Genomic DNA, 12,909 nt, shown 5'->3' with positions numbered 1-12,909 from the left:
AAGAGGCGTGTCGTCCTGGCGAGCAGCTCCATTGGCTCTGCCCGGTCTTTACCCCATAACAACAATAGGCCAGGCCATGCTCGAACCCATCCGCCTTTGGTTCCCTCCTGCAATCCGCTTTGCGCGCAAGAGGGCTCGGTGTTCGGCTGCCGGCGTGTTTTGTCCTTAGTTCAAATCTGCTCCTATAAAAACAGTGCCCAGGCACATACAGATGTGGAGATGTTAGATGCAACAGGTAAAGCAATCTTGCCGCGGGCTCGGTATGGCCAGCGTGTTGGGGGTGATCTGTTCACCCTTGGCGGTACAGGCCGATGTGATTGACGACAGTCACTTCAAAGTGGATACGCGTAATTTCTATTTGCACCGTAACTACACCAATACCAATGCCGTGGACTCTGAAGTGCACAGCTGGTCTCAGGGTTTCGATGCGCAATTCACTTCCGGTTACACCGACACAGCCTTGGCCATCGGCCTCGACGTCGATGCGCAATACGCCGTGCGCCTGGACTCTTCGGGCAACGACGGCTCGCTGCCGTACAGCGTCCGCGACCAGCAAACAGCCGATGACTACAGCCGCGCCGGCGCCACCTTCAAGATGCGCTACAGCAAGACCGAGTTGAAGGTCGGCGATCTTCGCCCGCAATTGCCGGTGGCGTTCGATGACACCAGTCGGCAGTTGGATACCATTTACCAAGGCGCCGTGGTCGAGTCCAAGGAGATCGATGGGCTGACGATGACCGGCGGGCGTTTCTGGTCGGCCGTGACACGCGAGTCTTCCAACCACGAAAAGCTCTACAAATACGGGTCCACCGATAATCTCGACAGCGATGGCCTGGACTTCGGTGGCGTGACTTACGACATCAGCAAAAACCTGCAAGCCAGTTACTTCTATGGCGTACTGCACGATATTTACAAGCAGCACTATTTTGGCCTGATGCACATGGCTGATCTGGGCAATGGCTACAAACTCAAGACCGACTTGCGCTACTTCAATAACAAGGAAGATGGCAATGCGCTGAACGGTGAGATCGACAACCGTTCCTACGGTGCGTTGTTCAGTTTGCTCAAGGGCGCTCATATGTTTGGCGTCAGTTACCAGCGCATGCTCGGTGACAGCGTGTTCCCGACCATGAACGGCTACATCCCGCAACCCTATCTGGTGCACTGGTCGTCGCTGGGGTTTGTGCGCCCGGATGAAAAGTCCTGGGGCGCGCGCTACAGCTATGACTTTGCCGGGATGGGCATGCCGGGGCTGAAGTTCTACACCCGCTACATCAAGGGGACCAACTGGGACCGTGGCGGCAACCTGAGTGACAACCAGGAAAGCGAGCGCTTTCTGGGGCTCAGCTACGTGGTGCAAAGCGGGGCGCTGCAAGGCCTTGGGCTGGACGTGCGTAACATCGACGTGAAACAAAAGTACGGCTACGACTACAACGAATTCCGTGTCGCCACCACCTACACCTGGAAGTTCTGGTAAACCCGGTCCACCCAGGGTTCGACCCCATAACAATAAGAGGCCCGACCATGTTCCAAACCCTTGTCCTTTACATCTGCCCCGCAACTTCCCAGTCGGTGTGCTGTGCACCGTCACCCGGCGCGCTGCGCGCATGAGCGGATTCCCAAAGGAGCAAATCCAGTGAATATTCAGGTCGACGAAGCGGTCCTGCAAAAGAAGAAAACCTACCTGTACGAGTGGTACGTGGTGGGCCTGTGCATGGTCGCCTACATCTTTTCATTTGTGGATCGGCAGATCCTCGCGCTGATGATCGAGCCGATCAAAGCCGACCTGCAGATCAGCGACACCCAGTTCAGTTTGCTGCACGGGCTGGCATTTTCACTGTTCTACGCGTTCATGGGCATGCCCATCGCTTACCTGGCCGACCGTTTCTCCCGGCCAAAAATCATCGCCGTTGGCGTGGTGTTCTGGAGCCTGGCGACGGCCGCTTGCGGCCTGAGCAAAAACTTCCTGCACATGTTCCTTGCGCGCATCGGTGTCGGCGTCGGTGAAGCGGCCCTGTCGCCTTCGGCCTACTCGATGTTCAGCGACATGTTCCCCAAGGAAAAACTCGGTCGCGCCGTGGGCATCTACTCGATCGGCTCGTTCGTCGGCGGTGGCCTGGCCTTCCTGGTGGGTGGTTATGTGATCGCCATGCTCAAGGACATGAACACCATCGAGGTGGCCTTTCTCGGCGCCATGAAAGCCTGGCAACTGGCGTTCTTCATTGTCGGCCTGCCCGGAATCGTGGTCGGCCTGCTGATCTGGCTCACCGTGCGTGATCCGGCGCGCAAAGGCCTGCAAGTCGATGCGCAGGGCAAGGCGAAGAAGGTTGCCCTGAGCGATGGCTTGCGTTTCCTCGGTCGCCACCGTGCCACTTTCACCTGCCATTACCTTGGCTTTTCGTTCTATGCCATGGCGCTGTTCTGCCTGATGAGCTGGAGCCCGGCGCTGTACATCCGCAAGTTCGGCCTGTCGCCGATGGAGGCGGGCTACATGCTCGGCACCGTGCTGTTGGTGGCGAACACCACCGGCGTGCTGTTCGGTGGCTGGCTCACCGATTACCTGGCCAAAAAAGGCCATCAGGACGCCGCCATGCGCACCGGCGTCATCGGTGCCCTCGGTATGGCGGTGCCGGCCGTGCTGTTCTCGCAAGTCGATCAACTGTGGCTGTCGGTGACGCTGTTGGTGCCGGCGATGTTCTTCGCCTCGTTCCCGATGCCAGCGTCCACGGCGGCCATGCAGATCCTCGCGCCGAATCAGGTGCGCGCCCAGGTCTCGGCCGTGTTTCTGCTGATCAGCAATCTGCTGGGACTGGGGTTGGGTACCACTCTGGTGGCGTTGTTGACCGACCGTTACTTCGGCACGCCAGCGGCGGTGGGCTCTTCGATGTCGGTGGTGATCGCCGGTGCCTCGGTGTTGACCGTGCTTCTGCTATGGCGCGGTTGCCGTCGTTTCCGCGAAAGCTATGCTCGGGAATATCCGACCCACGCTTGATGGGTCATAGTCCATGATCGGCGTCTGGGCCTCGCTCCTTTACACGGGAGCGGGGCCTTGACGCTCCAGGTCAGGAGAAGCCTTGATGTTGAATGACGTACACCTGCTGGAGCGGCACAGCCTGCTCAGCTCGACCGATTACCGTGAGATCAAGGACAAGGTCAGCCATTATCTGTGCCCGCACAGTTTCAATGTGCTGCGTGACGAGCCGATCTACACCCGGCTCAATGGCGTGTTCTTCGGCGACTCGGCGCTGCTCGACCTGCGCTATGGCGCGCCGGTGGAGATCACCATCGGCGACATTGCCGACCAATACCTGTTTCGCATCACCTTGCAGGGGCATTGCGAAGTGGCCCACGGGCGGCGCAGTGCGGCGATGCAATCGGGCTACCTGAGCGTGTCCTCACCGTTTGCGCAAAGCCGCATCGTCACCGATGGCGAGTGCCGCAACCTGATCCTGCGCGTCGACCGTGATGCCCTGGAGACGCAACTGCAACGCCTGCTCGGTCGCAGCCTGCGGCAATCGGTGATCTTTGATGTCAGCGTCGACCACTTGGGCGCCGGTGTCGTCAGCCTCTATCACACCCTGGACTACATCTGCCGACTGTACGGCAGTGGCGTGGACGGTTCGCGTCTCGCCAGCGGACTGTCCGAATACCTGATGCAATTGCTGCTGACTCAGCTGCCGCACAACTACTCGGCCGATCTGTTGACCGACACGCGCGCGCCGCTGCCGCACCACGTGAAAAAGGCCCGTGACTACATCGAGGAACACCTCGACCAACCGATCAGCCTGACCACCCTGAGCGAATTGTGCGGTGTCTCGGTGCGCACCTTGCAGAACGGTTTCAATCAGTTCCTCCAGCAAGCACCGGTCGAATACATCCGCGACCGGCGCCTGGCGGTCATCCATGAATCGCTGAAACAGGGCCAGGCCGGCGAAACCGTCACCGATATCCTGTTGCGTCACGGCATCAACAGCTTCGGGCATTTTTCCAGCGCCTACCGGCAACGCTATGGCTGCCTGCCCTCGGACACCCTGCGACGACGCAAGCACTGAGACTTCTGCGCAATCCGTAACACCGTTGCGCAATCGGATAAGCCTGTGGCGTTACGCCTCGCTAGCATCGAGTCACTAACAAGAGGAGTGGCTCCATGAAAATTACAGTGCTGGGTGGTGGACACGGCTGTTATGCCGCGGCGGTTGAAATGGCTGAAAAGGGACACCAGACTCGCCTGTGGCGTCGCGACGGTGCAGCGCTCAAGGAACTGCTGGCGATCGGCACCTTGACCATCAGGGACTATCAAGGCACTCGCCAGTTGTCCGTCGGCAAGCAGGGCGACAAGCTGTCGCTCACCGACGATCTGGCCGAAGCCCTGTGCGACGCGCAACTGGTGATTATCCCGCTGCCGTCGACCTCTCACGAAGACCTGGCTAAACAGGTGGCACCGCACCTGCACGATGGCCAAGTGGTGTTCCTGCCGCCGGGCACATTCGGCAGCTACGTATTCGCCAAGGCCATGGCCGATGCGGGCAACCCAAGCAAGGTTGCCTTCGCCGAAACTGGCACGCTGCCGTACCTGGTGCGCAAACACGGCGCCAGCGACCTGGTGATCAGTTGCTACGCCACCCGCCTGCCAACCGGCGTATTCCCGAGCAATCTGTCCGAGCACGCCTTCGCGGTCTTGCGCGAGGCCTACCCGAGTGTCGAGCCGATTGAAGACGCCCTGAGCGGTGCGTTGATGAACGCAGGTCCCATCATTCACCCGCCGCTGATCATGATGAACGCCGGTCCCCTGGAGCATTTCGAGGCCTGGGATATTCACAACGAAGGCACCCAACCGTCGATCCGCCGCGTGACCAACCAGCTCGATGCCGAGCGCATGGCCGTGCGCGAAGCACTGACCTACGGCGCGCCGCACTTCCCGTTGGCCGATCACTACAACACCACCGAAGGTGATGAATGGATGTACGGTCGCGGTGCCCACGGCAAGTTGACCGACAGCGGCGACTGGCGCGAAGACATCGACCTGCAAAAACATCGCTACATGCTCGAAGATACACGTCTGGGCCTGTCCTTCCTGGTGTCTGTCGGTCGCTGGGCCGGTGTGCCGACGCCGGTGGCGCAAGGTCTGTTGAGCATTGCCTCGGTGGTGGCTGCGCGTGATCTCTACGCCGAAGGCCGCACCCTGGAAAACCTCGGCCTGGCCACGCTGACTCGGGCACAGATGACCGAACTCCTGACCCAGGGCTGCAACTGATGAACGCCGCGCTGCCTCAAGTCAGCGTGGTCGGCGCCGGGCGGATGGGCGAGGGCATTGCCCTGGCGTTCATCCATGCCGGCCTGCCGGTGACCCTCATCGACATCAAGGACCGCGCCGAGGAAGAACGGCACGGCTACTTCGAGCGCGTGCGCAACAACATTCGCAGTGAATTGCAGATGCTGGTACGCCTGGGCATGCTTGAACCGGAACGGGCCGAGATCGCGCTGTTGCGGTTGACCCTGCAAAGCAAATCCCTGGGCTCCGAGGCATTGCGCCGGTGTGACCTGGTGTTCGAAGCCGTGCCGGAAGTCATCGCGGTCAAGCAGGAAACCTTCGCCTGGGTCAGCGAGCATGTCCCGGCGTCGACCATCATTGCGTCGACTACCTCGACCTTTCTGGTGACCGAACTGAGCGAAATGGTCGACGAGCCGCAGCGCTTCGTGAACGCCCACTGGCTCAACCCCGCGTACCTGATGCCGCTGGTGGAGGTCAGCCGCAGCGAAGCCACTTGCCCGCAAGTGGTCGAGCGTCTGCTGCAATTGCTCAAACGCATCGGCAAGGTGCCGGTGGTGTGCAATCCGGTGGCCGGCTACATCGTGCCGCGCATCCAGGCCCTGGCAATGAACGAAGCCGCACGCATGGTGGAAGAAGGCGTAGCCAGTGCCGAAGACATCGACACCGCCGTGCGCGTCGGCTTTGGCTTGCGCTTCTCGGTACTGGGCCTGCTTGAGTTCATCGACTGGGGCGGGGGCGACATTCTCTACTACGCCTCGCGCTACCTGAGTGGCGCGCTGGCACCGCGTTTCGAGTCGCCACAGGTGATCGCCGACAACATGCAAAACGGCCGCAATGGCTTGCGCGATGGCCAGGGCTTCTACGATTACCGTGACCTGGACGTCGACGCCTACAAGCAGCAACGGCTCGGCGACTTTGTGCGCAAGCTGGAGCTGTCGGGGCTGACGCCCGCGTTCGATGGCGCGTTGAAGGAGGGTTGAGCATCAGGGCAGGGAAGTCTGGCCTTGATCACATGAGGCCCTTTTCCTGCCTGCTGTTTCGCATCACGAAAGCGTGCACACGGCCTATTATTGTTCCCGGAGATTCCCGATGCATCGTCCGGCGAGGTTAAAACATCATGACAGTCAAGCGTATGGACAACGTCGGCATCGTGGTAGACGACCTCGAAGCCGCCATTGAATTTTTCACCGAACTAGGCCTTGAGCTTGAAGGCCGTGCGCCCATCGAAGGCGATTGGGCCGATGGCGTCACCGGGTTGCGCGGCATGCGCGTCGAGATTGCCATGATGCGTACACCGGACGGTCATAGCCGGTTGGAGATTTCCCGCTTTCTCGCGCCGCCTGTGGTCGCCGACCATCGCAATGCTCCGGTGAACGCGCTCGGTTACCTGCGCGTGATGTTCACTGTCGAGGACATCGACGACACCCTCGGCAGGCTTCACAAACGCGGTGCGCAATTGGTCGGCGAAGTGGTCCAGTACGAAAACGCGTATCGGCTCTGCTACATCCGCGGCCCTGAAGGCATTCTCATTGGCCTTGCCCAAGAGCTCGGGCATCAAGCCCCATCATGAGCGTTTTTCGCAGTCGATGCCGAGCGTGTCCAGCCTCGGACACTCACCAAACCGCGAACTTTTGCGCAATTGCGCCGGACTTACGCCAAGGCGTTGCTTGAACACGGTCGCCATGTGCGCCTGAGAGTTGAAACCGCAGCGGTAGGCGATTTCCGTCAGTGTGGCTGCGCAGTCTTGCATCAAGGCGCGGGCCTTGGCCAGGCGGCGGTCAATCAGATAGCTATGCGGGCTTTTGCCTGTGGCGTTTTTGAAGGCACGCATGAAATAGCCTTCGGACAACCCCAGCAACTGCGCCATGGCCGGCACACCGAGCGGGCCGTCGAGGCCTGCGTCGATGAACTCATCGAGCAAGCGCATCCGGCTGCCGGTTATCGAGCCGTGGGTTGGCGGTGAGGCCGTTTCATTGCCGGTGGTCCGTTCTGCCAATGCGAACGCCCAGGCTTCCCAGTCTTCCTCCACAGAACCCTGCAACAATGCGCTGCGGATTCGCAGGGCGAGAAGGGTCGCTTGCGGGTCGATGCGGTTGTTGAATGCACGGTCGCCAACCAACGCCACGCCATCAGTGCGTACGACGCGCAGGTACTCACCGCCCCTGGGGGATTCGGACAGTACGTCACACCCGGCAGGGACAAACGCCAGGCCGTTGGGTATGGCATCGAAGGGCAGAACCCGGTCGCTGCCGATCGCGTGCAGGCCCCGTTGGCTGTCGTAGGCAAAGCCGATCGCCGATTGGCTGGCGACATAGCGGGCGGAATAGGCAGCGCCGGGAAGCAATTCGATCGCCCACGGCCCGGCCTCGACACGGCGGACCGGTTCTGGCGGTGGTGATGGCGGGCGGGTTCGATGGCTCATGAAAACCATACTAATCAAGAGTGGGCACAAAAGTCAGGTCAGTTTTCTGAAAGCCGGCAGAGGGTCGCCATGTCTAGACTGGGCAAAACCTCTGGGGGAATTGCTCATGCACAGACTGACTCGTGACGATATCGAACAAGCGGCGCAGCGCGTCTATCAGGTCATGCCTGCGACCGCCCAGTACCCTTGGCCCTTGCTGGCTGAGCGGCTGGGCTGCACGGTGTGGGTCAAGCACGAAAACCACACGCCGACCGGTGCGTTCAAAGTGCGCGGTGGCATCACCTTCATGCATTGGCTCAAGCGCGAACACCCGGACGTGAAGGGCATTGTCAGCGCGACCCGTGGCAATCACGGGCAGAGCCTGGCGCTGGCCGCCGCCGCGGTAGGTTTGCGCGCCTTGATCGTCGTGCCGCAAGGGAACTCGGTGGAGAAAAACAACGCCATGCGCGGCTTCGGCGGCGAAGTGGTGGAGTACGGCCGCGATTTCGACGAGGCCCGCGAAGAGGCGGCACGCCTGGCACAAATCCATGGCCTGTATCTGGTTCCACCGTTCCATCCAGAGCTGGTCAAAGGCGTGGCCACGTATGCGCTGGAGCTGTTCCAGGCGGCGCCGCCACTGGACACCGTCTACGTGCCGATCGGTTGTGGATCGGGCATTTGCGGGGTAATCGCCGCCCGAGATGCGCTGGGCCTGAACACCCGCGTGGTGGGTGTGGTTTCCACTGAAGCAGCGGCGGCACAGTTATCGTTCGATGCGCGAGACATCCGCGAAACCGCCACGGCGAACACCTTTGCCGATGGCCTTGCGGTGCGCAAACCCGTGCCGGAAGCCTTTGCCGTCTACGCAGAGGGTGCATCGCGGATCGTCTCGGTCACTGACGAGCAAATCGCCGAGGCCATGCGCGTGTACTACACCGACACCCATAACCTCGCGGAAGGGGCCGGCGCGGCGGCCTTGGCAGCGCTGATGCAGGAGCGTGAAGCCATGCAGGGGAAAAGCGTTGGGGTGATTCTGTCCGGGGCAAATGTGGACAAATCGGTGTATGCGACAGTGATTGCGTGAACCTGAAAACGTCTTGACGCTCGATCAGTGGGTCGATGGTTGCCGTTTGCAAAGGGCAACCGTCGACCCGGACCTTTACCGGTGAATCAAAAGTAGTAACCGATATTGACGTTGGTTCGGTAGTACCACTGATTGCTGCCGATTGAATTGGTATTGGTGAACCCCGTACCATTTTCCGCTCCGCCGTAGGGGTTGGCGTTCTTCGCCCAGGTCAAGTCGACCCATGCCATGATCGGCATCGCCAGGAATTGCGCGCCCACGGTGTACATCTGCGAGTCATCCCAACCGTTTTCGTCTTTCATCATGCGGCTGTAGTCGTTGTACAGCTTGATTTTCTTCAGCTGTCCCAGTTTTGGCGTGGGGATGTCGTAGCTGACGTTCAACGAAGCGACCGTGGCTTTGGCGGCAATCAGGTAAGCGGGTGTCAGCCCGTTGCTGCCCATGAGTATCGAGTCATCGCTGACGCCGGTCGGGTTTTTCGGGTCGTACTCGTAACGAATGCCTTGGGTGCTGACGGTCCACTGGCCGGCGTTGATGATGGCGTGGATGCCGCCGGCCCAGTAATCGCCGTCATCTTTGGTCGTGGCGTTATACAGTTGTGCGGTGGCCAGCGAGGCGCCGATCTCGGTTTTCCAGCCGTCGTTGACGAAAGTCCGCGCGACGCGGGCGTTTATCTGGTTGTGCTTCTCGTTATCCTGGCGCGACTGGGTGAAAGGAATCGCGTTGTCCTTCAGGTCGGCATAACGGCCAACTTCCGGCGAGTAGCGGATGTCGGTAGGCAGCATGCGCGGGAAGTAGCCCAGCTGCAGATCCCACTCCTTGTCCTTGTAGCTGTACTTCAAACCGGTACCCGCGCTGACCCCGTAACCCATGAAGAAGGGCAGGTGATAACTCCAGCCGAATTGCGGGTAAGGTTCCAGCCCGAACGGTTTGAACGGTGCTCCTGCTTGCAGGTTGGAGTTGCTGTTGAAGCGGTAGCCAACGAAGCCGCGATCGATGGAGCGTTTGCCGTCGTCCTGAAACCAGTAGCCGACATCGCTGTAGAGGTTCTTGTAAGTCGCTTGCACATCGATACGGAAGGTGTCGAACAGAAACCGGCCATTGTTTTCGGTGGTGTCCCAATGCTCGTCGCGGTAATTGGTGCGCAAGGCGCCGCCGATGTCCAGGCTGCTTTGGCCGTCATCGCTACGCCAGGCGATATGCGGGAACGGCTTTTTCACGTTGGCCGGTGTCTCTGGCGCAGCAGGCCCGGGTTCGCCCGCCAAACTGATGCAACTGCCCAACATCAGTCCCAGACCTATCACGTAATTCTTCATGCTGACTTCCCCTGCAATGTTGAGCCCTACAAAGTGACCGGCAACACTTCTGCGCTTGCCTTGAAAGTGGCAATGGCTGAAAACATTCAAATGTTGCTAAGTAGAGAGCGTTTTTATATTGGCTGTTTCATAGGCAATACGGTGTCTGACCTATGAACCTGACAGGGAAAGAGCAGAAAGTATGCCAACTGCTGGTGGTGCCTTTATTCTGAAATAAATCCATTGAAAACAATTGTTTATATGGGAAGCGGATTTTTTTGTATTGCCCGTGAAACGCTAGCCTTCAGGGGTAACCAAAGTGCACGTTAACTGTGCGTCTTAACTTCACGCGCATAAAAAAAGGCCGACAATGTTGTCGGCCTGTTCAATAGATGAAGTGGAGCAAAGTGTTACAGGTCGAGTACCAACCGCCGACTCTTGCAGCCGGATACACACACCATCATTGATTTGTTCGCGGCACGCTCGGCTTTGGTCAGCACACCGTCACGGTGGTCGACATCACCCTCCAATACCCGCGTTTCGCACGAACCACACACACCTTCGCGGCAGCTGTGCTCGATGTCACACCCGGCCTCCAGCAACACATCGAGCAAACTCAAACCCGGTTCGATCGACAGTGTCTTGCCGGACTTTTTCAGCTCGACGCTGTAACTGCTTTGCGCGTCTTCGGACGGTGGCAGTTCAGCCGCGGTGAATCGTTCGATATGCGCATGAGGGTAACCGAGGCCTTCGCAGGTGCTTTCGAAAGCATCGAGCATCGGCGTCGGACCGCAGCAATAAAAATGTGTGTCGTCGGGCTGGCCTGCCAGATAGGCGCTCAGGTCCGGCGGCATGCCTTTTTCGTCATTGAAGTGGTAAACCACCTTGGCACTCAGGCCGCTGAGTTCTTCCACCAATGCCGCTTCCTGCCGAGAACGGGCGCAGTAGATCAGTTCGGCGGATTTTCCCAATGCCAGCAATTGACGGAACATGCAGTAAATCGGCGTGATGCCGATACCGCCGGCCACCAGCACGCTGTGTTTGGCACTCAGGTCGAGCTCGAAGTTGTTGCGCGGCGACGAGATCGGCAATTGCATACCGACCCGCAATTGGCCGTGCACATATTCCGAACCGCCACGGCTTTTGCGATCGCGCAGGATGCCGACCACATAACGACCCTGATCGCTCGGCGAGTTGAGCAATGAGTAGCTGCGCACCAGACCGTTGGGCAGATGCAGATCAATGTGCGATCCGGCTTCGAACGGCGCGAACACGGTATCGCCATAAGGCCGCAGTTCGACACTGATGATGCCTTCTGCTTCATAGCGCAGGGTGTGCACGAGCGCGGTGATTGGAGAGGAATGGGACATCGGTCACCTCTTTTCGACAGTTCGCAAATCGAGATCGAGACGCGCGCCGGCCTCGATCTCCACCCGCAGTTCAGGAAACACCAGCGCGCTCACTTCGACCAGCGTGGAGGTCGGGAACAGCGCCTGACCGGCGAAGAAGTCGCGACGGGCGCGGCCCACTTCGTCCTTGTCGGCGATGGCGGTGACATACACGGTGAGCCGGAAGATATTGCCGACATGACCACCGGCCGCTTCGACCAGCGCCCGAACCTTGCCCAGTACCACCAGGGTCTGGGCATAGGTGTCGAGCGGTGCTCCGGTTTCAGCGGCCAGGCGCGTGGCGGGATGACCGGTCATGCCGGACATCACCACTTCATTGCCGATCAGCAAGGCATTCGACCAGCTGTTACTGGCCGGCTCGTTCAGCGAGTCGGCCTGAACACGTTGCACCGCTGCATTCATGACAATTGCTTCGCGTCGATCAGTTCCAGTTGGGCCTTGGCTGCGTTTTTCAGGTAGCGGCGCAGACGCACCACACCGAGGTCATGCTGGTAGAGGTTTTCCCGTTGGTTGGCGTCCGGCTCCATGAATTCGAGCAGCGTCCGGTCCTGTTCCAGCACCGCCCAGTGGCGTGCTTCCAGACGATTCTTGTAGAGGAACCGCCAGGTATCGCGTTGCCAGCCGGTCAACGGGCGGCAACGCCAGTGGAACACCGCCGACAAGGAAGGGCTGCTTGGCGTGTAGCTGCCGATGATGGTGAAGTTGCCGCCCGGGCCACCGGTTTTCGGATAAGGGATTTCCAGGCGCAGCCAATGGCAGCTGTCGTCCATGAATTCGGTCCAGTCGAAGTTCACCCCTCGCTGGCCTTCCTTCTCGAAGAAGAAGCCTTTCTCGGTGTCGCGGGTGACGAACTTGGCGGTGGCTTCGCCTTCGCTCATGGAGTGCGACATCTTGTGCAGGTAGGTGCCGTGCATCGGGTCCATGACGTTGTCGATGACGTAGCGGTAGTCGCCTTTCCACTCGGCGTAGCAGACGAAACTGCTCCACTGCGGGGAAGTCAGCTGCTCGGGCAGCACCAGTTCCGGCGGCGTTTCAACGTGCGGTTCGGCAGCGTTGTAGAGAAAGATCGCGCCGGCGGCTTCACGGGTGTGAAACATCCGGGTCGGGCGGCTGCCTTCGAGTTTGCAACCAGGGCTGCCGGGCACTTTGGTGACAGTGCCGTCGCAACGCACTTCGACGCCGTGATAAGGGCATTGCAGACGATCGCCCAATACCGGGCCCTGGGACAGCGGCGCGCCGCGATGCGGGCAGTGGTCTTCCAGGGCATGCACGCTGCCGTCATTGTCACGCCACAGGGCAATCTTGTAGCCCAGTCGACGGATCGACACCGGCTTCTCGCCCAGTTGGTCGCTCGGCAGGACCGGGAACCAGAGGTTCTTCAAGCCATTTGCCAGGAGGTTTTCTACAGGATCAACGGTTGTGTTCATGTTCATTTCTTATTTACCTCT

The 12,909-nt window shown here is 59.8% G+C and carries 12 protein-coding genes; 7 read left to right on the top strand and 5 right to left on the bottom strand.

Annotated features, from left to right (window positions below):
- Positions 1-226: 226 nt before the first annotated feature.
- The 6 genes from KVG88_RS19445 (at position 227) to KVG88_RS19420 (ending at position 6,842) form a co-directional block, all read left to right on the top strand.
- Positions 227-1,477: an OprD family outer membrane porin gene (locus KVG88_RS19445; protein WP_217872473.1), complete on the top strand. Its 1,251-nt coding sequence runs from the start codon at positions 227-229 to the stop codon at positions 1,475-1,477.
- 159 nt (positions 1,478-1,636) lie between these two features.
- On the top strand, positions 1,637-2,992 hold the full coding sequence (locus tag KVG88_RS19440; protein WP_150700936.1) for a spinster family MFS transporter: 1,356 nt from the start codon (positions 1,637-1,639) through the stop codon (positions 2,990-2,992).
- An 85-nt stretch (positions 2,993-3,077) separates the two neighbouring features.
- Positions 3,078-4,052: an AraC family transcriptional regulator gene (locus KVG88_RS19435; protein WP_217872472.1), complete on the top strand. Its 975-nt coding sequence runs from the start codon at positions 3,078-3,080 to the stop codon at positions 4,050-4,052.
- A gap of 95 nt (positions 4,053-4,147) precedes the next feature.
- Positions 4,148-5,254 (top strand): NAD/NADP-dependent octopine/nopaline dehydrogenase family protein, encoded by a 1,107-nt coding sequence (locus KVG88_RS19430; protein WP_217872471.1) that lies wholly within the window; start codon positions 4,148-4,150, stop codon positions 5,252-5,254.
- Complete coding sequence (locus tag KVG88_RS19425) at positions 5,254-6,252, top strand: 3-hydroxybutyryl-CoA dehydrogenase (protein WP_217872470.1); 999 nt, start codon at positions 5,254-5,256, stop codon at positions 6,250-6,252. Before KVG88_RS19430 ends, KVG88_RS19425 begins: the two co-directional genes overlap by 1 nt.
- A 137-nt stretch (positions 6,253-6,389) precedes the next feature.
- Positions 6,390-6,842 (top strand): VOC family protein, encoded by a 453-nt coding sequence (locus tag KVG88_RS19420; protein ID WP_217872469.1) that lies wholly within the window; start codon positions 6,390-6,392, stop codon positions 6,840-6,842.
- On the opposite strand, the gene KVG88_RS19415 is transcribed toward KVG88_RS19420, so the two are convergent.
- Complete coding sequence (locus KVG88_RS19415; RefSeq protein WP_217872503.1) at positions 6,837-7,703, bottom strand: helix-turn-helix transcriptional regulator; 867 nt, start codon at positions 7,701-7,703, stop codon at positions 6,837-6,839. The two genes, KVG88_RS19420 and KVG88_RS19415, sit on opposite strands and share 6 nt — an antisense overlap.
- A 97-nt stretch (positions 7,704-7,800) precedes the next feature.
- Here KVG88_RS19415 and KVG88_RS19410 point away from each other — a divergent pair, with 97 nt between their 5' ends.
- Complete coding sequence (locus KVG88_RS19410) at positions 7,801-8,757, top strand: threonine dehydratase (RefSeq protein ID WP_217872468.1); 957 nt, start codon at positions 7,801-7,803, stop codon at positions 8,755-8,757.
- A gap of 86 nt (positions 8,758-8,843) precedes the next feature.
- Here KVG88_RS19410 and KVG88_RS19405 read toward each other — a convergent pair whose 3' ends face one another.
- The 4 genes from KVG88_RS19405 to KVG88_RS19390 form a co-directional block, all read right to left on the bottom strand.
- Positions 8,844-10,073 carry a putative porin gene (locus tag KVG88_RS19405; RefSeq protein WP_217872467.1) on the bottom strand — a complete coding sequence of 410 codons (1,230 nt, stop codon included), beginning with the start codon at positions 10,071-10,073 and terminating at the stop codon, positions 8,844-8,846.
- A gap of 389 nt (positions 10,074-10,462) precedes the next feature.
- Complete coding sequence (locus tag KVG88_RS19400) at positions 10,463-11,422, bottom strand: PDR/VanB family oxidoreductase (RefSeq protein ID WP_217872466.1); 960 nt, start codon at positions 11,420-11,422, stop codon at positions 10,463-10,465.
- A gap of 3 nt (positions 11,423-11,425) precedes the next feature.
- Positions 11,426-11,863 carry a RidA family protein gene (locus tag KVG88_RS19395; RefSeq protein WP_217872465.1) on the bottom strand — a complete coding sequence of 146 codons (438 nt, stop codon included), beginning with the start codon at positions 11,861-11,863 and terminating at the stop codon, positions 11,426-11,428.
- Positions 11,860-12,894, bottom strand: coding sequence for a Rieske 2Fe-2S domain-containing protein (locus KVG88_RS19390; protein ID WP_217872464.1), 1,035 nt, complete (start codon positions 12,892-12,894; stop codon positions 11,860-11,862). The genes KVG88_RS19395 and KVG88_RS19390 overlap by 4 nt, the downstream gene beginning before the upstream one ends.
- Positions 12,895-12,909 lie beyond the last annotated feature (15 nt).

The organism is Pseudomonas azerbaijanoccidentalis (assembly GCF_019145495.1).
In the GTDB taxonomy this organism is placed as follows: domain Bacteria; phylum Pseudomonadota; class Gammaproteobacteria; order Pseudomonadales; family Pseudomonadaceae; genus Aquipseudomonas; species Aquipseudomonas azerbaijanoccidentalis.
Note: the sequence above shows the minus strand (reverse complement) of the source record. Positions and strands in the feature narration are given on the sequence as shown.